Genomic DNA, 23585 nt, shown 5'->3' with positions numbered 1-23585 from the left:
GAGGCGCGTGCTAGATTGGGTCGCAGCGGAGTCTGCTGATGAAGCGAACGATCGCCATGACGGCGCTTGGCCTCGCTCTGCTCGCGACAATTGCGCGCGCGCAGGACTTGATGCGCGACCTAGATCTGACTTCTCCCGCCATGGTCTCCGCCGAGATGAGCCGGCAGGAGGTCGAGGCCACGCTGGCCAAAGCGGGCGCCGGCGCGCCCGCCGATTTGACCGGCAAGCGGTTATCGGGGCTCGATCTCAGTGGTCTCGACCTGACCAACGCAATTCTCCGAACGGCACGGCTCAACAAGACGAAACTCGCCGGCGCCCGGCTTGATGGGGCGATCCTCGATCAGGCGTGGCTGTTGGATGCAGATCTCACAGGCGCGAGCCTGAAGGGAGCCAATTTGTTCGCGTCACAGATGGCGCGCGCTCGCCTCGACGGCGCCGATCTCACCGGTGCGCGCATCGCGGCCGATCTCAGCGGCGCGAGCCTTGTCGGCGCGTCGATCGCGGATGCGCATCTCGGTGCCGACATGCGCAACCAGTCGATGGGATTGATGCGCGCCGTGCTGCGATCTGCCAATCTGGCGCGGTTGAACGCGCGCAACGCCGACCTGTCGCGGGTCGACCTCGAATTTGCTTCTCTCAAGGGGGCCGACCTGACCGGCGCATCGCTCAGGAACGCTCAGCTCGGCGGCGCCGACCTGACCGGCACGACCATCATCGACGCCGATTTCGACGGCGCCGATCTCACCTCCGCCAGGCTGATTGCGCCGATCGGCCTTGACCGGGCCAAGAATTTCGACAAGGCAAAGAACCGTGAGCGCCTGATCAGGCAATAGCGGCGCGGGCTTTGGGGAGGATGAGGTGATGCGTTGGTGTCTCGTTTTGATCGCGGTGTTGGTGTGTGCCGGTGAAGCCGCCGCGCAGACCAAAGGCAAAGGCATCCGGCTCTGGAACCTGACGACGGAGACGATCTCCGGCTTCCAGCTCTCACCCGCCGGCAAGACCGAGTGGGGCCCGAACCAGTGCTTGAACGACAAGGACAAGGAGGTCGACCACGACGAGCGGCTGCGCATCACCGGCGTCGAGTCCGGCCGCTACGACGCCAAGGTCAGCTATCCCAACGGGCGGCAATGCGTCGTTCGCGATATCGAGATCAGGGCGGATGCGGTGTTCTCGATTGCCGACAAGGATCTGAAGGACTGCACCAAGTAGCGCAGTGGCTCTCCCTCATCCTGAGGGCCTGCGGAGCAGGCGTCTCGAAGGATGAAGGGCCCGGCTGCAGCGGCGGGGCCTGCATGGTTCGAGACGCCGCTTCGCGGCTCCTCACCATGAGGGATTAAGGGTTGCGCAAGCCGCCTCACGCCTTGTCGTTGGGGTGCGGATATTCGCAGCGCCACCGCACCGCCTGCCATTTCGGATGCTCACCGACCCATTGCGCGATATAGGGCGGCGCGGCCATCGCGCATTGCCGCGGCGACCCACCATAGTTGAACATCAGATGCTGCTCCTCGCAGGTCGCAGGCGAGAGTACCGCACACACAGTCAACACCAGGTCAATCGGGCTCATGCCGGGATCCTCGCGGCCAGTGGTCGAAGTTAGCACAGAGGGCTACGCTTGACGCCGCGTGAGGTTTCAAGAGCGTGTGAAAAGAGGCGGCGAATGACTTCGGCGGTGCCGGCCGCGCGAACTGCACGCCCCCAAGCGCCTTGCCGCCGGTTCATTTCGTCAATAAGCTTGTTCCATGCAACTACTAACACGCTGATGGTCCTTACGAAAACCCCTTCGCGCGGCCTCGCGGTCGCCATGTGCTTGCTGGTGCAGGCCGCCGGCATGGTGGTCAGCGGACCGGGCCAGCGTTCTCTTGCAGCATCGGCACAGCCGGAAAGTCCGAATGCGGCCCGCGAGGGGGCTTCTCGAGCCCCGGACGCCAGTCAGCCGTTGGTCAAGCTCAAGCCAAACCAGCAAAGCCAGATCGGCCTCGAAACCGCCGTTCTGGAAGCTGCCCCCCATCCCGAACAATTCCGCGCCTATGGCGCGGTGTTGGATATCTCCCGCATCACGGAGCTGACGAACAGCTACGCCAACGCGCAGGCCCAGCTCCAGACGGCACAGGCCAGGCTCGAGGTTGCCAAAAGCGCGTTCGACCGAATCAGGAATCTAGTGGAGTCGGCGGCGCTCCCGAAAAAGGAGGCCGAGGTTGCGGAGGGAACGTTCCGTACCGACAAGGCCGCGCTCGCGGCCGCGGAGTCGCAGCTCAGGACTCTCGCGGCAACGGCGCAGCAGGAGTGGGGACCAATCGTCGGCAAGGGAATCGTCGAGCGCTCGCCCGTCGTGGTCGGGCTGATCGAACGCGACCTGTTTCTGGTCCAAGTCACGCTACCGCCCGGCGTGACCATCACGGGGACTCCGGGAACGGCGCTCGCGCAGGCGCCGACGCGCAACGCGAATATCGACCTTGCATACGTGTCTCCGGCGACGCGTACCGACACTCGCATCCAGGGACTGAGCTATTTCTTCTCGGCGCCCGGCAACAGCGGAATGTTGCCCGGCATGAACACGACGGTCTATGTGCCGTCGGGCAATACTTATGAGGGCGTGTTCGTCGAGGATACGGCAATCGTGCGGTGGCAAGGGCGGTCGTGGGTCTACCTTCGCGTCGACAACGGCGCGTTCAAGCGGCATCCGATCAGCACCGATCAGCCGGTCTCCGATGATGACTACGTGGTCCGGGACATTCCGTCGGGATCGGAGATCGTGATCCGGGGCGCGCAGGTCCTGTTGTCCGAGGAAGCTAGAAGCGAGCTTCGGGGCGGCGCTGACGATGACTGACGGCACTGGCACTGCCACATCAGGGCCGCAAGTCGCTCTCGTCTCCTTTGCCATTCGCTTCCGCGGCATCGTGCTCGCGCTAGCATGTGCGCTCCTGGGCTACGGATTGATCGCGCTCGGCGAAGCCAAATACGGCGTCTTTCCGGAATTCGCGCCTCCCCAGATCACGATCCAGACCGAGGCTCCCGGCCTCAGTCCCGAGCAAGTCGAGATTCTCGTCACGCAGCCGATCGAGACCTCGATCAACGGGTTGGCCGGCGTCGAGAGCCTGCGCTCATCATCGATCCAGGGCCTCTCCGTCGTCACCGTGATCTTCCAGCCGGGCAGCGAAATCTACCGCGCGCGGCAACTCGTGACCGAGCGCCTCGCTGTCGTCGCCGCGCGGCTGCCGCAGGGCGTGCAGCCGCCGTCAATGACCCCGTTGACGCCGCTCGCCGGCACCGTGCTGGTCGTCGGCCTGACATCGAGCAAGCGCTCGCTGATGGACCTGCGCACCATCGCGGACTGGTCGGTGGCGAGGCGGCTGCTCGCGGTGGCCGGCGTGGCGCAAGTCTCCACCTATGGCAGGGACGTCAGATCGCTTCAGGTGCAGGTCCGGCCGGACGATCTGATCCGCTTCCGCGTCGGCATGAACGACGTTCTCGCCGCCGCGCGCAAGGCCACCGGCGTGCGCGGTGCCGGGTTCGTCGACACGACCAACCAGCGCATCACGTTGCAGACCCAGGGGCAGTCTCTGACGCCCGACCAGCTTGCCCGCACGGTTCTCCTGCACCAGGGCGGGGCAAGCGTGGTTCTGGGCGACGTTGCCACCGTCGTGACCGCGCCCGAGCCGCCGATCGGCGCCGCCCTCATCAATGGCGTGCCCGGCATCATGCTGATGGTTAGTCAACAGTACGGCGCCAACACGCGTGAGGTCACCGCACGGGTCGAGGCCGCGCTCGGAGAACTGCGACCCGGCCTCGAAGCCGGCGGGATTCGGCTCCATGCTGACCTGTTCCGTCCCGCCAATTTCATCGACACGGCGACCGAGAACGTGCTGTACGCCTTGTTGATCGGCGGAGCGCTCGTGATCATCGTCCTGTTCCTGTTTCTGTTTGACTGGCGCACCTCGGTCATCAGTTGCACCGCCATTCCGCTGTCGCTGATTGCGGCCGTATTGGCACTGCAATGGATGGGCGAGACCCTCAATACGATGACGCTGGGCGGCCTCGCCATTGCCATCGGCGAAGTCGTCGATGACGCCGTGATCGGCGTCGAAAACGTCGTGCGGCGGCTGCGCGAGAACCGCCGTGCGGCCGCGCCGAGGGCCGAAGCCCAGGTCGCGCTCGAGGCCTTCCTCGAGGTCCGCACTGCCGTTGCCTATGCGACCTTCGCGGTGATCCTGGTGTTCTTCCCGATCCTTGCGCTATCCGGCATTGCCGGCCGGCTGTTCGCGCCGCTCGGCACCGCCTACATACTCGCGGTGCTGGCCTCGCTCGCGGTGGCTCTGACAGTCACCCCTGCGCTCACCATGCTGCTGCTGGTCGGCCGGTCCGGCGGAGAGCGCCTGCACGAGCCCCCTACCGTTCGGTGGTCGCAATGCCACTACCGGGCCCTGCTGCGCCGGATCGGCCGTTTCCCAAACCTCGTGATCACAATGACGGCGACCCTGACGATCGCCGGCGCCGCTCTGCTGCCGTTCTTCGGCGGTACCTTCCTGCCGGATCTGCGGGAAGGCCATCTGATCCTGCACGTCTCGCTGATTCCCGGCACCTCGCTCGACGAGTCGCTCCGGGTCGGCAAGCTGATGACGGATGCGCTCCTCGGCATTCCGGGCGTGCGCAGCGTAGCGCAGCACGCAGGCCGCGCAGAAGCCGGCATCGACACGGTCGGCCCGCATTCCAGCGAGTTCGAGGTCGACCTGCAGCCGGACCTCTCCGGCCGCGACCAATCTGCAACAGAAGAGCGTATCAGGGCGGCACTGGCTGATTTTCCAGGCGTTGTCGCCTCGAGCAAGACTTACCTTACGGAGCGCGTCGAGGAAACCGTCTCCGGCTTCACGGGGGCAGTGGTTATCAACATCTACGGGCCAGATCTCGACCTGCTCGATGCAGCCGCGCGCGACGTCGCCCGCGAGCTCGGCGAAGTCAGGGGTGCGATCGAGGTGCAGCAGCGATCCCCGCCGGGCATCCCCCAGGTTAACGTGACGCTGCGTCCAACCGACCTGCAGCGCTGGGGCCTCGATGCCGTCGAGGTCCTCGAGCTGATCCGCACCGCCTATCAGGGCGATGTCGTCGGCCAGGGCTACGAAGGCAACGCCGTCTTCAACGTGATCGTGATCCTCGACGCGTATGATCGCGCCCGCATCGGTCAGATCGGAGACATGCCGGTGCGCACATCAAGCGGGGGCTACATTCTCTTGAAGCAGGTCGCCGACGTCTACGAGACCGCGGGGCGCAACCAGATCCCACATCAAAACGCGCAGCGCGTTCAGACCGTGACGGGAAATGTCAGCGGGCGCGATCTCGAATCCTTCGTTGCAGCTGCCAAGCGCAAGATCGCGCGCGAGGTCAAGTTGCCGCCCGGGACGCATGTCGAATTCGCCGGAGCGGCCGAGGCGCAGGCGCGGTCGAGGCGCGACCTCCTCGTCAACTCGCTGCTCGCCGGGACCGGCATTTTCGTCCTGCTCGCCATGGTCACCGGCCACTGGCGCAACCTGTTGCTGGTGATGATCAACCTGCCGTTTGCGTTTGTCGGTGGCGTGTTCGCGCTGGCCTCGACCGGCGGCCTGCTATCGCTCGGCTCACTGGTCGGATTCGTCACCCTGTTCGGGATCACTCTGCGCAACTCCATCCTCATGATTTCGCACTACGAGCATCTCGTTCTCGTCGAAGGCCGCGCATGGGGGCCCGATACGGCTATCGACGGTGCGGCCGACCGCCTCATTCCGATCCTGATGACGTCGCTGGTGACGGGCCTCGGCCTGTTGCCGCTCGCAATGGGCGCAGGAGAACCGGGCCGGGAAATCGAGGGACCGATGGCGATCGTCATCCTCGGCGGCCTGATGACGTCGATGGCGCTGAACCTGCTGGTCCTGCCCACGCTTGCGCTTCGATTTGCACAGTTCAAAAGCCGTGCCGACCGTGCGCTCGCCTTGTTGTAATGGTCCGGGCTCGCATCCGGCAGCAGCTCTGATTGGGCCGACTCGTCACAACAAGCTCTCCACAAGCGCCAAAAAATTTCCGCGGCTCAGACGGAACTCACCGTCGAAGCCGCGGAACTCTCAAGCCACGTCGTTACTTGCGCGAAGCGCAGGCGTACATGTTGATTTCCATGCCGACCGACACTTCCACGATCTTCGGAGCTTTCCAAGCCATTCGGGTCTCCCAAGGTATTGAGCGCGACATCGCGCGGCGCAAAACCTAGGGCTGCGTCAGATGCAGTTCAAGCCTCGATTCGTCTGTCGAGCGCGTCTGTGTCGATTCTTCACGGCTGCATTTCTCTCTCGGACAAAGCCAGTTCTCTCTTGGTCAAACACGACCTGGGAGGCGCTGGCTTGTGCGACGCACCGCGCGTCGAATCGACACGAACGACATCGCGCCGTCAGCAGCCCTTGTCGGCCATTGCTGCGCCGTTCGGCTTGGCGCCTTCGGCCTGCTGAGCCGCCGTCGGCTCACTCTGCATTTGCCGCTGCGCATCTTCGGATGACGCCGGCGTTTCGCCGCTTGCCCGATTCATCGTGCTGGTCGGCGGATGCTGGCTGGACTCGCCCGCTGAGCTGGACGAGTGCGATTGCGCCGAGCCCACGGTGACCGGACCAGAACCAGCATCCTTGTCAGTGCTGGCGCTGCCCGTATTGCATGGGCCGGCGATGGCGACGCCGGCGCTCAACGTCAGGATCGCGCAGGCGGCAAGAACGGAACGCTTCGTGTTCATCTGCATCTCCTCTTCTCCCGCCGCGCTGCCCCGGCGCCGGGCAGGACATCGCGAGGAGAACAGATCGAGCTGCCCGATGTTCCGAGTGTCGGAGCGGAAATGCTCGCAAAAAGCCGCCCTCGTCACGTCTGTTCCGATTGCCCCGCTCACCGCAACAATCGCAACAGCGGGCGGCCGGCGCGCGAATTCAGCTCCTTCGCGTCCAGCGTGCCGTCCTTGTCGGGATTGGCTGCGTTAAAGCGCTGCTCGACCACGGACAGATATTCGTCGAGCGTCAGGGTCCCGTCGCGGTCGGGATCGGCGGCGGCGAGTTCTTTCGCCGTCAACCGTCCGCGCAATTCGCGCGCATCGAGCGTACCGTCGTGATCGGGGTCGAGCTTCGCGAACAATGCGGCGGCGGCCTTCTTCACTTCGGCCAGATCGAGCGTGCCGTCATTGTCGGTGTCGAACAACTTGACGGCGTTGCCGGAGGCCGACCACGCCGGACCGGACAACATTGCGATCGTGAGCGCAAGCGCAACTGAGCGACGCGAAATCATCAAGACCTCCCAGACAAAGAGCCTCGGTGCGAGGCGGGCCAGCAACGAGATAAATCCACAAGCAGCTCCCGGTTCAAGTCCGGAATTGCAACTTGCGCGCGCGACGCCCCCCGGGGAACTCGACCGTGCGCGCTGAGACCTACGCCCGGCGCTGCTTCGTGGCGCGGAATTTTTTCAGCGTCTCCGCACAAGTGCACCGCAAGGTTTCCGTCAGGTGACCGACAGCGACCAGCGATATCGGCACGACACTTGCGACTTTCGTATTGACGCGTTTTGGTTTCCGACGGAGTGTTGTTCCCGCAGCGTCAAAAGGCGCGCATATTGGGAGGAACGGATGAAACGCTTTGCGATGGCCGCGAGCCTCGTCATGCTTGCATCGACTTGTGCAAGCGCACAAACCACCGAGCAACTGGTCAAGGGCGCGACCGACACGTCGAACGTTCTCAACTACGGGATGGGCTACAATCTGCAGCGCTTCTCGACGCTGAATCAGATCAACAAGGACAGCGTCAAGAACCTTGTCCCGGTCTGGAACTACTCCTTCAACGACGATCGCAGCGAGGAATCGCAGCCGCTGGTGTACCAGGGCGTGATCTACGTGACCTCGCACAACGCGACCATGGCGGTCGACGCCAAGACCGGCAAGCAGATCTGGAAAACCAAGGTCGAGTATCCCGCCGAGACGCCGCGCATCGTCTGCTGCGGCATCATCAACCGCGGTGCGGCGCTCTATGACGGAAAGGTGTTCCGCACCACGCTAGATGCCAACGTGATCGCGCTCGACGCCAAAAACGGCAAGGAGCTGTGGCGACAGAAGGCGGCCGACATCAAGGAAGGCTATTCGATGACGGTGGCCCCGCTGGTTGCCGACGGCGTCGTCATCACCGGCATCTCCGGCGCCGAGTTCGGCACGAGGGGCTTCATCGACGGCTGGGATCCGGCAACAGGCAAGCATCTCTGGCGCACCCATTCGATCCCCTCGCCGGACGAGCCCGGCGGCGACACCTGGAAGGGCGATACCTGGAAGCTCGGCGGCGGCTCGACCTGGATCACTGGGTCTTATGACCCTGAGCTGAACACGGTGTATTGGGGCATCGGCAATCCCGGACCGTTCAATTCGGCGGTGCGTCCCGGCGACAACCTCTACACCTGCTCCGTGCTGGCGATGGACCCCAAGACCGGCAAGATCAAGTGGCACTACCAGTTCTCGCCGAACAATCCGTTCGACTATGACAGCGTGGCCGAGATGGTCCTCGCCGACATGAACGTCGAGGGCAAGCCGACCAAGGTGCTGATGGATGCCAACCGCAACGGCTTCTTCTACGTGCTCGATCGCACCAACGGCAAGCTGCTGGCGGCCAATCCTTACGTGAAGGTCAATTGGGCGACCGGCGTCGATATGAAGACCGGCCGTCCGATCGAGACCGACGTCAGCAAGGACGCGCGCGAGGGCAAGAAGGTGACGGTCTATCCGTCGATCCTCGGCGGCAAGAACTGGGAGCCGATGTCGTTCAATCCGCAGACCGGTCTTGCCTACGCCAACACGCTCAACTTCGGCGGCAAGTACAAGGCCGAGCCCGTCACCTTCAAGCAGGGTGAATGGTATCTCGGCATGGACCTGACCGATCCCTGGGAGTTTGGGGACGGGCCGCGCGGTCACCTCAAGGCGATCGACCCCATGACTGGCAAGTCGAAATGGGAAGCCCCGAGCGACATTCCGCGCTTCTCGGGCGTGCTGTCGACCGCGGGCGGCGTCGTGTTCTCGGGCGCCCTGACCGGCGAGTTCGAGGCCTTCGACGCCGACACCGGCAAGAAGCTCTGGCAGTTCCAGACCGGGTCCGGCATCGAGGGCCAGCCGGTGACCTGGCAACAGGATGGCGTGCAGTATGTCGCGGTGACAAGCGGCTACGGCGGCGTCTACTCACTGTTCTCCGGCGACGAGCGACTTGCCAAGGTGCCGCCCGGCGGCTCGCTGTGGGTTTTTGCGGTCAAGCAGTAATCCCGCGGCATGATGCTGAGAGAAATGCCTCACGAGACGGCGGCGATCTTCGCCGCCGCCTTGGTGCTGACGGTCGCGCTTGCGGCGACCGTTCGTGCCGCCGACGAGCCAACCGGCAATCCCATGCAGGCGCGGATCGACCACGGCAAGTCGACCTATGCCGAGAGATGCTCGCACTGCCACGGCCCGAACCTGATGAACTCCGGCACCATCACGCCGGACCTGCGTCTCTTCCCCGACGACAAGACGCGCTTCGTCACCACGGTGAAAAACGGCAAGAACAACAGGATGCCGCCCTGGGGCGACATTCTCAGCGACGACCAGATCGGCGATCTCTGGGCCTTCATCTCCAGCCGGAGGAAGCCATGAGGAGCCGGTCCGTTGCATGGAGCGTTGCTGCGCTTCTCTCGACGATGGCGTCGGTCGCGCTTGCGACCGACGATCCCCTGAAGATCTGTCTCGACGAGGACCGGCCGCCGCTCTCGATGCATCACCGCGGCAAGCCGGATGCCGGCTTCGACGTGCTGCTGGCGCAGGCGATCGCCGAGCGGCTCGGACGGCCGCTGGCGATCCAGTGGTTCGAGAGCAAGCTGGACGAGGATTCCAGCCCCCAGCTCGAGGCCAACGCACTGCTCTCGGATGGGCGCTGCTCGCTCGTCGGCGGCTACGCGCTGACGCGGGATTCGCTCGTCCGCCCCGGGATGAAGACGGCGCGCTTGCCGGATTTCGCCGGCGCCACGCGCGATGATCGGCGGCGCCGCGTCGCGCTCGGCGTGCTCGCGCCGAGCCTGCCTTACGTCTATTCGCCGATGACGGTGGTGCTCGGGCCGAAGGCAAGCGGCCGCAAGATCGGCGACATCGGCGATCTCGCCGGCCTTCGCCTTGTCATCGAAAGCGGCTCGCTCGGCGACGCCATCCTGATGACCTTCGACAAGGGGCGGCTTATCGACAGCATCACCCATCTCGTCCCCGGCCGCGACGATCTCCTTGGCGCGCTCCAGCGCGGCGACCATGACGCGACGCTGATCGACCTTGCGCGCTTCGACGCCCATCGCGCCGCGCACCCCGACACGGCACTCTCCGCGTCGGGCTATTACTATCCGATCGGCGCCAATCGCGGCTATGTCGGGCTTGCCAGCGATGGCGCGCTGATCGAGGCCGTCAACAAGGCGCTGAGCGCCCTCGCGGCCGAGGGCAGGATCGCCGAATTCGGCAGGCAGGCGGGCCTCACCTATCTGCCGCCGCGCGAGCCCGCCATTCTGGGCGACGTCTGGACGAAGATCATCCAGCGGTGATTGGAGAACAATCTCATGTGCCGGACGATGCTTCGCATCGCCTTGAGAGTGCTGCGCTGCGTCCGGGGCACGAGCCCCACGTCCGACATTCCGGGGGCGCCCGGTTTCCGACCAAAGCCTAGTGTTGGAAAAGCATTTTCCCGCTATGATTGCGGGCCTCTGCAGACAACAAGGGCCGATCGCATGACACCGGATGCAGTCGCCGTCGCCGTTATGGTTATCCTGCTCTTTCCGATGGGCTATTTCACGCTGGCCTCGCCCGCCTTCCTGCTGGTGAAGCTCGATATCCGGCCGGTCGCCCTGCTGCTGCGCGGAATGTTCAACGCCCATTTTCTGGTGATGCGCGTTGCCGGAATCATCGCGACGATGGCTTTGCTACTCGACGGGCGCACGGCGGCCGCTGTGGGCGTTGGCCTGCTTGCAGCTCTTGCGATCGGCGGGCGCCGCTGGTTCATGCAGCGGATGGACGAGCAGCTCAGCGCTGGCGAAGCCGGCGATACCAGTGCTGCGGGTCGGCTGCGGCGGCTGCATTGGAGCGGAATGCTCTGCAACGCCGTGTTGCTTGCCGCCCTCCTGGTCAGCATTCCTTACATTGCGGCATCGGCGTGAACGACATTTGATCGCCGGAGCGGCTTGATCGCCGGCGCAACTTCGGCAGCCGTCTAATGCTCGCCCGAGCTCGCCGCGCCCTGCTGCGCCTTGTGGATCGAGGACGGCACCACGCCAAAGTATTTCCGGAACACCCGGCTGAAATGCGATGAGCTGGAGAAGCCCCAGGAGAATGCGACGTCGGTGATGGTCTTGCCGGCGTGAGCTTCGAGCTCCTGGCGGCAGTTCTGCAAGCGCGCCTGCCAGATGTAGTCGCTCACCGTGGTGCCGCGTTCCGAGAACAGCATGTGCAGATAGCGCTTGGAGCAGCCGAGCTCGGCGGAGATCTGGTCGATGCACAGATCCGGATCGCGCAGGTGCTCGCGGATGAAGAACTGCGCGCGCACATACATCGCTTCGGGCCCGACCCGGTCGAACATCGTGTCGGCTTCGCGCAGCGGCAACAGCAACAGGTCGATCAGCGAATCGGCGACGCCGACCGCGCTGTTCGCCGACAGCTTGGCCGCCTCGTCGAAGGTCGCATGGACGAAATCGTGGGCGATCCGCCCCGTGCCCGTCTTCGCCGTCAGTTTGCAGGCGGGCATTCGCTGCGAGGGGAATCCGCGGTCGCGCAGCAGCGCCTTCGGCACGATCACCACGTCGTGACGCGTGAAGGCCGGGCTGATGATCGTATGCGGGCAGGAGACGTCATAGGCGATGATATCGCCGGGATTGATTTCGATGTGACGGCCTTCCTGCTCGAAATAGGACACGCCGTAGGTCTGGAAGTGGATCTTGATGTAGGGATGTTCATTGGCCTTGGCGCGCGCCAGCGTGTGCGCGATGCGATGTTGGCTCACCTCGATCTGGCAGAGCTTCAGGCGCGAAACGCTCGTGTAATCGATGCGACCCTCGAGCGAGGACGCCTCCAACGGATCGACGTCGAAATGCCCACACAGGCTCGTCAGCCCGTCGATCCAACTCTGGATCTGGCGCTTCGGCGTCATACCGGTCGTCGAGAGCGTGTGAATGGTGTCGGACATTAATCCAGCCACTGGTTTGATCCGGAGATTCGACGCGAATCGCGACCAGCGCTGCTGGAGCCCTCAGCCGTGATTGCGTGACGTTTACCTCGAATTTGAGCGGTCTCTTGGCACGAGCGCCATCGTTCCATTGCCACCCTTGAAAGTTAATCCTCCGCCTTAGTTGCAGCGCCGTCAAGGGGAACCTGACCGTTGAAAGCGGCCTCGACGCCGTGCGGAAGCCGCTGAATTCGCTACTGCAAAATCAAAATCTTTTCGTCCGTGCGCTGTCGAGCAAACCGGCTTCTCTCTTGGGCAAGTTTCCCGATGACGAAGTCGTTAGGGATTGCGGCAGGAACAACAAGAACGGGCCGCTCCTGCACGTGGACCCGTGGCTCTCATCAGGAGGAGGAAACAGCACAGCATCGTTTCTGGTCCCAATCGTGACCGCCCTGCACGAGCAGACGCCGGACAACAAGCCCGGTGAATCAATATTGCTACGGAAACAATAAACGAGACCAACGGAGGAATGACTATGCGCAAGGTGCTACTGGCGACCTTTCTTGGCTCAGCGGCGGCTCTCGCCGTCGGGAGCGCCTCAGCCAATGACGAGCTGGTCAAGATGTCGCAGAACCCGAAAGACTGGGTGATGCCGACCGGCGACTATGCCAATACCCGCTATTCCAAGCTTAACCAGATCAATGCACAGAACGTAGGCAAGCTCCAGGTTGCCTGGACCTTCTCGACCGGCGTGCTGCGCGGCCATGAGGGCGGCCCGCTGATCATCGGCAACATGATGTACGTCCACACGCCGTTCCCGAACAAGGTCTATGCCATTGACCTTTCGCAGGAGAACAAGATCGTCTGGAAGTACGAGCCGAAGCAGGATCCGAACGTCATCCCGGTGATGTGCTGCGACACGGTCAACCGCGGCCTGGCCTACGGCGACGGCAAGATCTTCCTGCATCAGGCCGACACCACCCTCGTCGCACTCGATGTCAAGACCGGTCAGGTCGCATGGACCGCCAAGAACGGCGACCCCAGCAAGGGCGAGACCGGTACGTCGGCGCCCATGGTCATCAAGGACAAGGTGCTGATCGGCATCTCCGGCGGCGAGTTCGGCGTCCAGGCCCATATGTCGGCCTACGACATCAAGACCGGCAAGCTGGCATGGCGCGGCTATTCGGAAGGGCCGGACAACCAGATTCTGGTCGACGACAAGACCACCGCACTCGGCAAGCCGATCGGCAAGGACTCGAGCATCAAGACCTGGCAAGGCGATCAGTGGAAGATCGGCGGCGGCGCCACCTGGGGCTGGATCTCCTACGATCCCGAGCTGAACCTCGTGTACTACGGATCGGGCAATCCCTCGACCTGGAATCCGAAGCAGCGCCCGGGCGACAACAAATGGTCGATGACGATCTGGGCGCGCAACCCGGATACCGGCGTTGCCAAGTGGGTCTATCAGATGACGCCCCACGACGAGTGGGACTATGACGGCATCAACGAGATGATCCTCTCGGACCAGTCGATCAACGGCCAGCCGCGCAAGCTGCTGACGCACTTCGATCGTAACGGCCTCGCCTACACCATGGACCGCACCAACGGCGAACTGCTGGTCGCCGAAAAGTACGATCCGAAGGTGAACTGGACCTCCGGCGTCGACATGGACAAGAACTCGCCGACCTACGGCCGTCCGAAGGTGCTCGACGCAGCTTCGACCGACAAGGCGGGCGAGGACCACAACGTGAAGGGCATCTGCCCGGCCGCGCTCGGCACCAAGGACGAGCAGCCGGCAGCCTACTCGCCGGACACGCAGCTGTTCTACGTTCCGACCAACCACGTCTGCATGGACTACGAGCCGTTCAAGGTGAGCTACACCGCGGGCCAGCCCTATGTGGGTGCGACGCTCTCGATGTATCCGCCGCAGGGTGAAACCCACATGGGCAACTTCATCGCCTGGGACGGCAAGACCGGCAAGATCGTCTGGTCGAACAAGGAGCAGTTCTCGGTCTGGTCGGGTGCGCTCGCAACCGCCGGCGGCGTGGTGTTCTACGGCACGCTCGAAGGCTACCTGAAGGCGGTCGACGCCAAGACCGGCAAGGAGCTCTACAAGTTCAAGACTCCCTCCGGCATCATCGGCAACGTCACCACCTATGAGAACGGCGGCAAGCAGTACGTCGCAGTGCTCTCCGGCGTCGGCGGCTGGGCCGGCATCGGTCTGGCGGCAGGTCTGACCGATCCGACTGCAGGTCTCGGCGCAGTCGGTGGCTACGCGGCGCTCAGCAACTACACGGCACTCGGCGGTACGCTGACCGTGTTCTCGCTGCCCAACTAGGCCTCTTCAGCATCGCTCCGGCGCGTGGACAAGCTCCACGCGCCGGCTCGTCTCCACCGAACGCCTTCCGAGGAAAATCTCTTGCGTAAAATCTGCTCTGCCATTGCCGTGATGTTCTTGGTCGCGTCCGGGGGAGTTGCCGTCGCGGACGGCTCCGGCGACCCGACTGCCGTTAAGCAGAACGAAACCGGCGAATGGCTCGATAAGGAAGGCAACCCGACCTACAAAGTCACCGACGGATCCGTGGACTGGTACACCTATTCCGGATACCGCCGCTATCACTCGGACTGCCATGTGTGCCATGGCCCGGACGGAATGGGCTCGACCTACGCGCCCGCGCTGAAGGATTCGCTGAAGACGATGAGCTACGCCGACTTTCTCGGCGTCGTCGCCTCCGGCCGCAAGAACATTTCGACTGCCTCGGAGAACGTCATGCCGGCCTTCGGCGATAACCCGAACGTCGCCTGTTACATGGACGATCTCTACGTCTATCTGCGCGCCCGCTCCAACGAGGCCTGGGGCCGCGCCCGACCCGGCAAGCACGAGGACAAGCTCGACACCTACACCAAGAACGAAGATTCGTGCATGGGCAAGAAGTGAACGTTTGGAGCCCAACCGAGACCTAGTTCTTGGCGCCACATGAGAATCTGAGGAGTTTACGATGAAGACACGTGCCGCCGTCGCTTTCGAAGCCAAGAAGCCGCTCGAGATCGTCGAGCTCGATCTGGAAGGCCCGAAGACCGGCGAAGTCCTGGTCGAGATCAAGGCGACGGGCATCTGCCATACCGACGCCTATACGCTCGACGGCTTCGACAGCGAGGGAATTTTCCCGTCGATCCTGGGGCATGAGGGTGCGGGCATCATTCGCGAGATCGGCCCCGGCGTGACCTCGGTGAAGCCGGGTGACCACGTCATCCCGCTCTACACGCCGGAATGCCGGCAGTGCAAAAGCTGCCTCAGCCAGAAGACCAATCTCTGCACTGCGATCCGCGCGACGCAAGGCAAGGGCGTGATGCCCGACGGCACCAGCCGCTTTTCCTACAAGGGCAAGCCGGTCTACCACTACATGGGCTGCTCGACGTTCTCGAACTTCACCGTGCTGCCGGAGATCGCGGTCGCCAAGATCCGCGAGGACGCCCCCTTCGACAAGAGCTGCTACATCGGCTGCGGCGTCACTACCGGCGTCGGCGCCGTCGTCAACACCGCGAAGGTCACGCCGGGCTCCAACGTGGTCGTGTTCGGCCTGGGTGGCATCGGCCTCAACGTGATCCAGGGCGCCAAGATGGCCGGTGCCGACAAGATCATCGGCGTCGACATCAACGACGCCAAGGAGGATTGGGGCCGCAGGTTCGGCATGACGGAATTCGTCAATCCCAAGAAGGTCACCGGCGACATCGTCCAGCATCTCGTCGGCCTCACCGACGGCGGTGCCGACTACACTTTCGACTGCACCGGCAACACCACGGTGATGCGCCAGGCGCTGGAAGCCTGCCATCGCGGCTGGGGCACCTCGATCATCATCGGCGTTGCCGAATCCGGCAAGGAGATCGCCACCCGCCCGTTCCAGCTCGTCACCGGGCGCAACTGGCGCGGCACGGCGTTCGGCGGCGCGCGCGGCCGCACCGACGTGCCGAAGATCGTCGACTGGTACATGAACGGAAAGATCCAGATCGATCCGATGATCACCCACGTGCTCAAGCTCGAGGAGATCAACAAGGGCTTTGACCTCATGCACGAGGGCAAATCCATCCGTTCAGTCGTCGTGTTCTAGCTCGAAAGCGTCACCCCCAAGGAGGATCGACCCATGACTGTTGCACTCCATCCCTCGATCGATAACGGCCTCAAACAGGGCAGCGGCAGCTTTGCCGGCGGCACGCTCGTCTGCAAATGCAAGGACCATCCGGTCAAGGTCGGCATCAAGGGCGACGTCGCCCACAATCATGCCTGCGGCTGCACCAAGTGCTGGAAGCCGCAGGGCGCGACGTTCTCCGTCGTCGCCGTGGTGCCGCGCCAGAACGTCACCGTGCTCGAGAACGGCGACAAGCTCGAGATCGTCGATCCCTCCGCGGTGATCCAGCGCCACGCTTGCAAGGCCTGCGGCACGCACATGTACGGCCGCATCGAGAACAAGGGCCACCCGTTCTACGGTCTCGACTTCATCCATCCCGAACTGTTCCAGGAGCAGGGCTCGCAGGCGCCGCAATTCGCCGCCTTCGTCTCCTCCGTGATCGAATCGGGCGTGAAGCCGGAACAGATGGCGGGCATTCGTGCGCGGCTGAAGGAAATCGGGCTCGAGCCCTATGATTGCCTGTCACCGGCGCTGATGGACGCGATCGCGACCCACGTCGCCAAAGCCAAAGCGGCGTAAGCAAGGCCGCCAGACGTTCAACGAACCCCGTCCGCTCGCTGGCCACGACCAGGGCCAGCGAGCCGGACGGGCCCGGCCCCGGGGCGATTGCGGCGATGCCGCCGCCTTTGCAACTCACGCGTCTACGAGGGTGATGAGCTCCCTCAGTCCTGGTCTCTGAATGACTGCGCAGTGTCGCCAACTTCTACCTTGAAGTCCCGGCCCCTGCGTTTCTCCCTCCCTCGACTGAGGCATCCTGCTTCGTCCGCGCAGTCTTTGTGGCGGACGAAGCCTTTTTCGTCGCAGTCCCCTTTTTGGTTGCAGTCCTGTCTGCGAACGCGACGTCCACGCGGCGCGCTGATGCGCCCTGCTTTTGACAAATCATCGATGCAGTCTTTTCCCGGTGAGAACACCCGGCTGTGAACGCCGGGCCGGCGCGATCTCTGCTACGATCGCGCCGTCACGATGCCGCACGGAATACAATCAATTAAGAACAAAACGGGAGGTATCGAACACATCCGCACAATCGAGATTCGCATTCCTGCCTCCTGCCGGGATCTGCCCGTGCGGGACCGTGGCCGGGATGCGACGCAACTGGCATTGCGCCGACCGGCGTCGGCGAGTTTTGAATTTGGCATGCTTATGAAGAGCGAGGGATGATCATGATCAAGGTGAAGATCAACGGCCAGGAACAGAGCTGGGACGGCGACCCGGATCTCCCGCTACTCTGGTTCCTGCGTGACGAGGTTGGGCTGACCGGCACCAAGTTCGGCTGCGGCCAGGCTCTGTGCGGCTCCTGCACCGTCATCGTCGACAAGGAAGCGGTGCGCGCCTGCATCACGTCGGTCAACGACGTTGCCGGACGCGAGGTCACGACGATCGAGGGGCTGCATCCGAACGGCGATCATCCGGTGCAAAAGGCCTGGCGCCAGGTCAACGTGCCGCAATGCGGCTTCTGCCAGGCCGGCCAGATCATGCAGGCCGCCGCGCTTCTGATGGACAACCCGAAGCCCTCGCATGACCAGATCCGCGAGGCGATGTCCGGCAACATCTGCCGCTGCGGCTGCTACCAGCGCATCGAGAACGCGGTCCATCTCGCATCGACGGGAGTGTGACATGAATTTCATCGACAATCCCGGCAAGCTCCGTGGCTTCGAAAAGCACATCAAGGTCGAGAAGGTCTCGCGCCGCAGCATCCTGAAGGGGCTCGGCATCACCGGCGGCTTCGTGCTCGCTGCCCCCGTGATGTCGCGCCAGGCGCTTGCCTATGAGACGGGTGCCGGCAAGATGCCGCACGGCGTCGTGGTCGATCCACGCGTGTTCGTGTCGGTTGGCCCTGACGGCATCGTCACCATTGTCGGGCACCGATCGGAAATGGGCACCGGCGTGCGCACCAGCCTGCCGCTGATCGTGGCCGAGGAGATGGAAGCCGACTGGTCCAGGGTCAAGGTGCAGCAGGCCCATGGCGACGAGGTGAAGTTCGGCAACCAGGACACCGACGGCTCGCGCAGCACGCGGCACTATCTGATCCCGATGCGCCAGATCGGCGCCTCCGCCCGCACCATGCTGGAGCAAGCCGCGGCGAAGCGCTGGGGCGTGCCGGCGACCGAGGTCAAGGCCGTCAATCACGAGGTCGTGCACAGCGCCAGCGGCCGCAAGCTCGGTTTCGGCGAGCTCGCAGCCGACGCCGCCAAGGAATCGGTGCCTGCAATCGAAGGCCTCAAGCTGAAGGACCCCAAGGACTTCCGCTACCTGACCAAGGGCCAGATCGGTATCGTCGATCTCCACGACATCACCACCGGCAAGGCGCTTTACGGCGCCGACGTGCGGCTGCCCGGCATGAAATATGCCGTGATCGCACGCCCGCCGGTGACCGGCGGCAAGCTGGTCTCGTTCGATCCGGATGCGGCGCTGAAGGTTCCCGGCGTCGAGAAGGTGATGAAGGTTCAGGGCTGGCCGTGGCCGTCCAAATTCCAGCCGCTCGGCGGCGTCGCCGTGATCGCGCGCAACACCGGTGCGGCGATCAAGGGCCGCGACGCATTGAAGCTGACCTGGGACGACGGCGCCAACGGCAAGTACGACTCGGTCGCCTTCCGCAAGGAGCTCGAGGAGGCCTCGCGCAAGCCGGGCCTCGTCGTGCGCAAGGAGGGCGACGCGGATGCAGCCCTGAAGGGCGCGGACAAGGTGATCGTCGGCGAGTACTACATCCCGCATCTTGCTCATGTCAGCATGGAGCCGCCGGTGGCGGTCGCCGACGTCAAGGGCGACAAGGCGGAGATCTGGGCGCCGGTGCAGAGCCCGGGCGGCACCCGCGACGACGTCGCCAAGACGCTCGGCATTCCCGAAGGCAACGTCACCGTCAACGTGACCCTGCTCGGCGGCGGTTTCGGCCGCAAGTCGAAATGCGACTTCGCGCTCGAGGCCGCCCTGCTCTCCAAGGAGCTCGGCGCGCCGGTGAAGGTGCAGTGGACGCGCGAGGACGACATTCGTAACGGCTTCCTGCACACGGTCTCGGCCGAGCGGATCGAGGCCGGCCTCGACAAGAACGGCAAGGTGATTGCCTGGCGCCATCGCAGCGTGGCTCCCAGCATCGCCTCGACCTTCGCGGCCGGCACGGTGCATCAGGCGCCCTTCGAAATCGGCATGGGCCTCGTCGACATGCCGTTCGAGATCGCCAATGTCTCGTGCGAGAATCCGGAGGCCGCCGCGCATACCCGCATCGGCTGGTTCCGCTCGGTCTCGAACATCCCGCGCGCCTTCGCGGTCCAGTCGATGGTCGGCGAGATCGCGCAGGCGACCGGCCGCGACCAGAAGGACATGCTGCTCGAGCTGATTGGCAGCCCGCGGATCGTCAAGCCCGCGGTGAAAGACCTCTGGAACTACGGCGAGCCCCAGGACAGCTACCCGATCGACACCGCGCGCCTGCGCAAGGTGGTCGAGCTGGTCGCCGAGAAGGGCGAATGGGGCCGTCAGGTGCCGAAGGGCCACGGTCTCGGCATTGCCGTGCACCGCAGCTTCGTCAGCTACATCGCGACCATTGTCGAGGTCGCCGTCGATGACAAGGGCAAGCTCACGGTGCCAAGGGTCGACACCGCGATCGATTGCGGCACCTATGTCAACCCTGAACGCATCGCCTCGCAGATTGAGGGCGCTGCGATCATGGGACTGAGCCTCGCCAAATACGGCGAGATCAGCTTCAAGGACGGCAAGGTGCAGCAGAAGAATTTTGACGACTTCCCGGTCGTCAGGATCGACGAATCTCCTGCGGTGACCAACGTCTACATCGTGCCGCCCGCATCAGACACGCCGCCGAGCGGCGTCGGCGAGCCCGGCGTTCCGCCATTCGCGCCGGCACTGATCAACGCGATCTTCGCGGCGACGGGAAAACGTATCCGCTCGCTTCCGATCGGGAAGCAGCTGGAGGCGTGAGACGGAATAGAGGCGCGAGACGGAACACAAGCTGTCTCGCGCCGTTTCCATCGATCTGACAGGAGCAGATCGATGACCAACATCTCAAAGGCGCTCGCAGTCTTGCTGTCGGGCGCCTTTCTTTTGACGGCCTCCGGCGCATTCGCCCAAGGCAATGCCCAAGGCGACACCAGCCCCCCGACCACGGCCACGCGCCCCACCGCGCCGGACCAGAACTCGCTTCCCAACGCCAATGCCCCGCCCGCATCGACTACCCAGACCACCGGACAGCATAATCCCGATCCGAAGGTTCGTGAGATGAACCAGAAGGAGAAGGACAAGGTGGAGCGCGAAGGGAAGTAGGTTTGCTCACCTCGCGCCGTCGTGGCCGGGACGGCCTTCGCCGCGGCACGAAGAACGTGGATACCCGGGACAAGCCCGGGCATGACGACGAGTACGCGCGCGGGCAATCCCATCACGAACACAAAATGCGGCGGACGTTGCCGTCCGCCGCATTCGCCACCCCCCTACTGCTCCGCTGTCTTCGATCCGCCCGCGGAGCTATTTCTTCAGTGCGAACACCCAGATGACCCCGCCTTGCGGCACATTGGCTTCGATGCCGATGTTGTTGGTCACCAGTGCATCCTGGATGCGTTGCGCGTCCACGCCCCATCCCGACTGAATCGCGATGTATTGGGTGCCGTCGATCTCATAGGACACCGGCATACCCATGATGCCGGAGTTGGTCTTCTGCTCCCACAGCAGCTCGCCGGTCTTGGCGTTGAAGGCGCGGAAGTTGCGGTCGTTGGTGCCACCGACGAATATCAGGTCGCCCGCGGTCGCCGTCACCGAGCCGAACAGCTGCGATCTCGGGAAGTTGTGCTGCCACACCTTCTTGCCCGTCACGGGATCCCAGGCCTGCAGCTCGCCGAAATGATCCGCGCCCGGCTTCGTCTTCAGGCCGATGTCCTCCGGCTTGGTGCCGAGCCAGAGCTCGCCCGGCTTCAGCGCGACCTTCTCGCCGGTGAAACCGCCGCAGAAGTTCTCGTTGGCGGGCACGTAGACGAGGCCGGTCTTCTGGCTGTAGGCCGCCGACGGCCAGTCCTTGCCGCCCCACAGCGACGGACAGAACTCGACGCGCTTGCCGATCACCGGCTTGTGCGCGGGGTCGACGATCGGCTTGCCGCTCTCGGGTTCGATACCCTTCCAGACGTCGGTGGAAACGAACGGCCAGCCGGCGACATAGTTGATCTTGGTCGGTGTGCGTTCGAGCACCCAGAAGATCGCGTCGCGGCCCGGATGAACCAGGCTCTTGATGTTGCGGCCGTCGCGTTGCAGGTCGATCAGCATCGGCGCCTCGACCTCATCCCAGTCCCAGGAATCGTTCTGGTGATATTGGTGATGGGTCTTGATCTTGCCGGTATTGGGATCGAGCGCGAGCACCGAGGAGGTATAGAGATTGTCGCCGGGATGGGTCTCGCCGGGCCATGGCGCGGCGTTGCCGACGCCCCAATAGATCGTCTTGGTCTCCTTGTCGTAATTGCCGGTCATCCAGGCCGAACCGCCGCCGTTCTTCCAGTCGTCGCCCTTCCAGGTGTCATGGCCCGGCTCGCCTTCGCCCGGGATGGTGAAGGTCCGCCACAGCTCCTTGCCGTCCTTGGCGTCATAGGCGGCGACATAGCCGCGCACGCCGAACTCGCCGCCGGAGCCGCCGACGATGACCTTGCCGTCGACGATCAGCGGCATCAGGGTCATGTACTGGCCCTTCCTGTAGTCCTGCACCTTGGTGTCCCACACCACCTTGCCGGTCTTGGCATCGAGCGCGACGACGTGGTCGTCCGTGGTGGCGAGGTAGAGCTTGTCCTCCCAGAGGCCGACGCCGCGGCTGGTCGGATGCAGCTGGAACAGATCGTCGGGAAGTTGCCGCTTGTAACGCCAGTATTCGTCGCCGGTCTTGGCATTCACCGCGATGACCTGCCCCATCGGGGTCGCCACGAACATCACGCCGTTGTTGATGATCGGCGGCGCCTCGTGGCCTTCGACGACGCCGGTGGCAAAGGTCCAGACCGGCGTGAGATTCTTCACGTTGGAGGTGTTGATCTGGTCGAGCGGGCTATAGCCCTGCCCGTCATAGGTGCGCCGATAGAGCATCCAGTTGCCGGGTTCCGGATTTTCCAACCGCTGGGAGGTGACCGGCGCATAGTTCTCGATCGGACCCGACATTGCGGCGGTCGAAGCGAGACAGGTGAAGGCGACGAAGCCAGACAGCAACCATTGCTTCCTGGTTATGGACGTTCTCATGGACGTTCCCCTTTTTCATCCGTTTGAATTCTTGTGTTGAATTCTTGTCGTTCGTCCCGCCGTCCGCCCATCGGCGGATACGGCCTCTCGTGACGCGGGCGCAGGCCCGCACCGTCCATTCATCCTGGCTGCGCGCCACCTACCTTTCCGATGAAGTTGCCGGCGACGCTGAGCGAGCCGTCAGCAAGCGCAAGCGGCAGCGCCGCGAGCCGTCGCGGCGCCGGTCCAAACACGACCTGTGCGCCCGCACGAGGATCGTATTCGGAGTTGTGACACATGCACTTGAACACCTCCTTGTCGCCGACATCGCTCTTCACCCAGGCGGTGACGGGACAGCCGGCATGAGCGCAGATCGCCGAATAGGCGATGATGCCGTCGACGGCGCGCTCGCGGGTCTTGTCGTCGAGCTCGGCCGGATCGAGCCGGATCACCAGGATCTCGTTGAGGCGGGAGGCGCTGCGCACCACCGATGTCTTGGGGTCCTTCGGCCAGGCGTGCACCGGCGGGCCGCCGGCGGGGAGGTCGGCCGCGGTGATGAGCTTTCCCTCCTTGTCGCCTTCGGAGAATACGAGCACATCGCCTTTCTGGGGCCGTTCGTCGGACCCGGGCGGATCCTCATCCGCGCGCGCATGCGCGGAGCAACCGAGGCAGGCGGTGGTGGCGAGCGCGCCGATCAGCACCGTTCGCCGCGTCTGCTCGGCGCGAGCGTCGGCCTCGGGTTCCCTAGGGTGATCGGACGATGACGAATTGGTCGTGAACGATGCGCGGGACATGTCCACAAGCAGGCGCTGGAACTCTGCCGAAAACAAGGCGAAGAATTGGCGCCGCAATGCATCAATATGGCTTTGCTCGCTTTGATTGAGCAGGACTCAATGCATTCCAACGCATTTTCGCGATTCAACGTCGCGCCGCGCGATCGGCATGATGATTTTGCAGATCAGACCGATGATGTCGGAATTGGTGCAACGCGCTATTCGTCGCGCCGCGGAAACGCTGCGCGACATCT

General features: G+C 64.0%; 22 protein-coding genes. 15 read left to right on the top strand and 7 right to left on the bottom strand.

Features of this window, described 5'->3' with window-relative positions:
- Nucleotides 1–38 precede the first annotated feature (38 nt).
- Both XH84_RS22510 and XH84_RS22505 read left to right on the top strand, forming a co-directional pair.
- Entirely contained in the window at nucleotides 39–833 is a 795-nt protein-coding gene (locus tag XH84_RS22510; protein ID WP_164936293.1) for a pentapeptide repeat-containing protein, read from the top strand.
- Between the two features lie 28 nt (nucleotides 834–861).
- Nucleotides 862–1209 carry a hypothetical protein gene (locus XH84_RS22505; RefSeq protein ID WP_128919780.1) on the top strand — a complete coding sequence of 116 codons (348 nt, stop codon included), beginning with the start codon at nucleotides 862–864 and terminating at the stop codon, nucleotides 1207–1209.
- A gap of 145 nt (nucleotides 1210–1354) precedes the next feature.
- Here the strand turns inward: XH84_RS22505 and XH84_RS22500 are convergent, their stop codons facing one another.
- Nucleotides 1355–1564: a hypothetical protein gene (locus tag XH84_RS22500; protein ID WP_128919779.1), complete on the bottom strand. Its 210-nt coding sequence runs from the start codon at nucleotides 1562–1564 to the stop codon at nucleotides 1355–1357.
- 237 nt (nucleotides 1565–1801) lie between these two features.
- Between XH84_RS22500 and XH84_RS22495 the strand changes: the two genes are divergently transcribed.
- Together XH84_RS22495 and XH84_RS22490 are read left to right on the top strand one after the other, a co-directional pair.
- Nucleotides 1802–2827: an efflux RND transporter periplasmic adaptor subunit gene (locus tag XH84_RS22495; RefSeq protein WP_245471810.1), complete on the top strand. Its 1026-nt coding sequence runs from the start codon at nucleotides 1802–1804 to the stop codon at nucleotides 2825–2827.
- Nucleotides 2820–5969, top strand: a complete 3150-nt coding sequence (locus XH84_RS22490) for an efflux RND transporter permease subunit (protein ID WP_128919778.1) — start codon at nucleotides 2820–2822, stop codon at nucleotides 5967–5969. Before XH84_RS22495 ends, XH84_RS22490 begins: the two co-directional genes overlap by 8 nt.
- A 133-nt stretch (nucleotides 5970–6102) precedes the next feature.
- On the opposite strand, the gene pqqA is transcribed toward XH84_RS22490, so the two are convergent.
- The 3 genes from pqqA to lanM form a co-directional block, all read right to left on the bottom strand.
- Nucleotides 6103–6183: a pyrroloquinoline quinone precursor peptide PqqA gene (gene pqqA / locus XH84_RS22485; protein WP_035663753.1), complete on the bottom strand. Its 81-nt coding sequence runs from the start codon at nucleotides 6181–6183 to the stop codon at nucleotides 6103–6105.
- 226 nt (nucleotides 6184–6409) lie between these two features.
- Nucleotides 6410–6742, bottom strand: a complete 333-nt coding sequence (locus XH84_RS22480; RefSeq protein ID WP_245471809.1) for a hypothetical protein — start codon at nucleotides 6740–6742, stop codon at nucleotides 6410–6412.
- A gap of 146 nt (nucleotides 6743–6888) precedes the next feature.
- A complete protein-coding gene (gene lanM / locus XH84_RS22475; protein WP_128919776.1) occupies nucleotides 6889–7281 on the bottom strand; it encodes a lanmodulin LanM in 393 nt (130 codons plus the stop codon).
- Nucleotides 7282–7615: 334 nt separating this feature from the next.
- Here lanM and XH84_RS22470 point away from each other — a divergent pair, with 334 nt between their 5' ends.
- The 4 genes from XH84_RS22470 to XH84_RS22455 all read left to right on the top strand — a co-directional run bounded on the left by XH84_RS22470 (nucleotide 7616) and on the right by XH84_RS22455 (nucleotide 11184).
- Entirely contained in the window at nucleotides 7616–9280 is a 1665-nt protein-coding gene (locus XH84_RS22470) for a methanol/ethanol family PQQ-dependent dehydrogenase (protein WP_128919775.1), read from the top strand.
- A gap of 12 nt (nucleotides 9281–9292) precedes the next feature.
- On the top strand, nucleotides 9293–9649 hold the full coding sequence (locus XH84_RS22465; protein ID WP_128919871.1) for a c-type cytochrome: 357 nt from the start codon (nucleotides 9293–9295) through the stop codon (nucleotides 9647–9649).
- Complete coding sequence (locus tag XH84_RS22460; protein WP_128919774.1) at nucleotides 9646–10575, top strand: substrate-binding periplasmic protein; 930 nt, start codon at nucleotides 9646–9648, stop codon at nucleotides 10573–10575. The genes XH84_RS22465 and XH84_RS22460 overlap by 4 nt, the downstream gene beginning before the upstream one ends.
- A gap of 183 nt (nucleotides 10576–10758) precedes the next feature.
- Nucleotides 10759–11184 (top strand): hypothetical protein, encoded by a 426-nt coding sequence (locus tag XH84_RS22455; protein WP_128919870.1) that lies wholly within the window; start codon nucleotides 10759–10761, stop codon nucleotides 11182–11184.
- Nucleotides 11185–11237: 53 nt separating this feature from the next.
- Here XH84_RS22455 and XH84_RS22450 read toward each other — a convergent pair whose 3' ends face one another.
- Nucleotides 11238–12206 (bottom strand): helix-turn-helix domain-containing protein, encoded by a 969-nt coding sequence (locus XH84_RS22450; RefSeq protein WP_128919773.1) that lies wholly within the window; start codon nucleotides 12204–12206, stop codon nucleotides 11238–11240.
- A 514-nt stretch (nucleotides 12207–12720) separates the two neighbouring features.
- Between XH84_RS22450 and xoxF5 the strand changes: the two genes are divergently transcribed.
- The 7 genes from xoxF5 (at nucleotide 12721) to XH84_RS22415 (ending at nucleotide 20641) form a co-directional block, all read left to right on the top strand.
- Entirely contained in the window at nucleotides 12721–14523 is a 1803-nt protein-coding gene (gene xoxF5, locus XH84_RS22445) for a lanthanide-dependent methanol dehydrogenase XoxF5 (protein ID WP_128919772.1), read from the top strand.
- 111 nt (nucleotides 14524–14634) lie between these two features.
- A complete protein-coding gene (locus tag XH84_RS22440) occupies nucleotides 14635–15123 on the top strand; it encodes a c-type cytochrome, methanol metabolism-related (RefSeq protein ID WP_128919869.1) in 489 nt (162 codons plus the stop codon).
- Nucleotides 15124–15184: 61 nt separating this feature from the next.
- Nucleotides 15185–16294, top strand: a complete 1110-nt coding sequence (locus XH84_RS22435; RefSeq protein ID WP_128919771.1) for an S-(hydroxymethyl)glutathione dehydrogenase/class III alcohol dehydrogenase — start codon at nucleotides 15185–15187, stop codon at nucleotides 16292–16294.
- A gap of 33 nt (nucleotides 16295–16327) precedes the next feature.
- Complete coding sequence (gene gfa, locus XH84_RS22430; protein ID WP_128919770.1) at nucleotides 16328–16891, top strand: S-(hydroxymethyl)glutathione synthase; 564 nt, start codon at nucleotides 16328–16330, stop codon at nucleotides 16889–16891.
- A gap of 641 nt (nucleotides 16892–17532) precedes the next feature.
- Nucleotides 17533–17985 (top strand): (2Fe-2S)-binding protein, encoded by a 453-nt coding sequence (locus XH84_RS22425; RefSeq protein ID WP_128919868.1) that lies wholly within the window; start codon nucleotides 17533–17535, stop codon nucleotides 17983–17985.
- A gap of 1 nt (nucleotide 17986) precedes the next feature.
- Nucleotides 17987–20299 carry a xanthine dehydrogenase family protein molybdopterin-binding subunit gene (locus tag XH84_RS22420; RefSeq protein WP_128919769.1) on the top strand — a complete coding sequence of 771 codons (2313 nt, stop codon included), beginning with the start codon at nucleotides 17987–17989 and terminating at the stop codon, nucleotides 20297–20299.
- A 72-nt stretch (nucleotides 20300–20371) separates the two neighbouring features.
- Nucleotides 20372–20641, top strand: coding sequence for a hypothetical protein (locus XH84_RS22415; RefSeq protein ID WP_128919768.1), 270 nt, complete (start codon nucleotides 20372–20374; stop codon nucleotides 20639–20641).
- A 198-nt stretch (nucleotides 20642–20839) separates the two neighbouring features.
- Here the strand turns inward: XH84_RS22415 and XH84_RS22410 are convergent, their stop codons facing one another.
- Complete coding sequence (locus XH84_RS22410; protein WP_164936292.1) at nucleotides 20840–22579, bottom strand: methanol/ethanol family PQQ-dependent dehydrogenase; 1740 nt, start codon at nucleotides 22577–22579, stop codon at nucleotides 20840–20842.
- 119 nt (nucleotides 22580–22698) lie between these two features.
- A complete protein-coding gene (locus XH84_RS22405; protein ID WP_128919767.1) occupies nucleotides 22699–23352 on the bottom strand; it encodes a QcrA and Rieske domain-containing protein in 654 nt (217 codons plus the stop codon).
- Nucleotides 23353–23585 lie beyond the last annotated feature (233 nt).

The organism is Bradyrhizobium nanningense (genome assembly GCF_004114535.1).
Lineage (GTDB): Bacteria > Pseudomonadota > Alphaproteobacteria > Rhizobiales > Xanthobacteraceae > Bradyrhizobium > Bradyrhizobium nanningense.
Note: the sequence above shows the minus strand (reverse complement) of the source record. Positions and strands in the feature narration are given on the sequence as shown.

Bases quoted from the DNA above. Each gene is read 5' to 3' on its own strand.
- XH84_RS22510 (WP_164936293.1), top strand. From the start codon at position 39: ATGAAGCGAACGATCGCCATGACGGCGCTTGGCCTCGCTCTGCTCGCG.
- XH84_RS22505 (WP_128919780.1), top strand. From the start codon at position 862: ATGCGTTGGTGTCTCGTTTTGATCGCGGTGTTGGTGTGTGCCGGTGAA.
- XH84_RS22500 (WP_128919779.1), bottom strand. From the start codon at position 1,564: ATGAGCCCGATTGACCTGGTGTTGACTGTGTGTGCGGTACTCTCGCCT.
- XH84_RS22495 (WP_245471810.1), top strand. From the start codon at position 1,802: ATGTGCTTGCTGGTGCAGGCCGCCGGCATGGTGGTCAGCGGACCGGGC.
- XH84_RS22490 (WP_128919778.1), top strand. From the start codon at position 2,820: ATGACTGACGGCACTGGCACTGCCACATCAGGGCCGCAAGTCGCTCTC.
- pqqA (WP_035663753.1), bottom strand. From the start codon at position 6,183: ATGGCTTGGAAAGCTCCGAAGATCGTGGAAGTGTCGGTCGGCATGGAA.
- XH84_RS22480 (WP_245471809.1), bottom strand. From the start codon at position 6,742: ATGAACACGAAGCGTTCCGTTCTTGCCGCCTGCGCGATCCTGACGTTG.
- lanM (WP_128919776.1), bottom strand. From the start codon at position 7,281: ATGATTTCGCGTCGCTCAGTTGCGCTTGCGCTCACGATCGCAATGTTG.
- XH84_RS22470 (WP_128919775.1), top strand. From the start codon at position 7,616: ATGAAACGCTTTGCGATGGCCGCGAGCCTCGTCATGCTTGCATCGACT.
- XH84_RS22465 (WP_128919871.1), top strand. From the start codon at position 9,293: ATGCTGAGAGAAATGCCTCACGAGACGGCGGCGATCTTCGCCGCCGCC.
- XH84_RS22460 (WP_128919774.1), top strand. From the start codon at position 9,646: ATGAGGAGCCGGTCCGTTGCATGGAGCGTTGCTGCGCTTCTCTCGACG.
- XH84_RS22455 (WP_128919870.1), top strand. From the start codon at position 10,759: ATGACACCGGATGCAGTCGCCGTCGCCGTTATGGTTATCCTGCTCTTT.
- XH84_RS22450 (WP_128919773.1), bottom strand. From the start codon at position 12,206: ATGTCCGACACCATTCACACGCTCTCGACGACCGGTATGACGCCGAAG.
- xoxF5 (WP_128919772.1), top strand. From the start codon at position 12,721: ATGCGCAAGGTGCTACTGGCGACCTTTCTTGGCTCAGCGGCGGCTCTC.
- XH84_RS22440 (WP_128919869.1), top strand. From the start codon at position 14,635: ATGTTCTTGGTCGCGTCCGGGGGAGTTGCCGTCGCGGACGGCTCCGGC.
- XH84_RS22435 (WP_128919771.1), top strand. From the start codon at position 15,185: ATGAAGACACGTGCCGCCGTCGCTTTCGAAGCCAAGAAGCCGCTCGAG.
- gfa (WP_128919770.1), top strand. From the start codon at position 16,328: ATGACTGTTGCACTCCATCCCTCGATCGATAACGGCCTCAAACAGGGC.
- XH84_RS22425 (WP_128919868.1), top strand. From the start codon at position 17,533: ATGATCAAGGTGAAGATCAACGGCCAGGAACAGAGCTGGGACGGCGAC.
- XH84_RS22420 (WP_128919769.1), top strand. From the start codon at position 17,987: ATGAATTTCATCGACAATCCCGGCAAGCTCCGTGGCTTCGAAAAGCAC.
- XH84_RS22415 (WP_128919768.1), top strand. From the start codon at position 20,372: ATGACCAACATCTCAAAGGCGCTCGCAGTCTTGCTGTCGGGCGCCTTT.
- XH84_RS22410 (WP_164936292.1), bottom strand. From the start codon at position 22,579: ATGAGAACGTCCATAACCAGGAAGCAATGGTTGCTGTCTGGCTTCGTC.
- XH84_RS22405 (WP_128919767.1), bottom strand. From the start codon at position 23,352: ATGTCCCGCGCATCGTTCACGACCAATTCGTCATCGTCCGATCACCCT.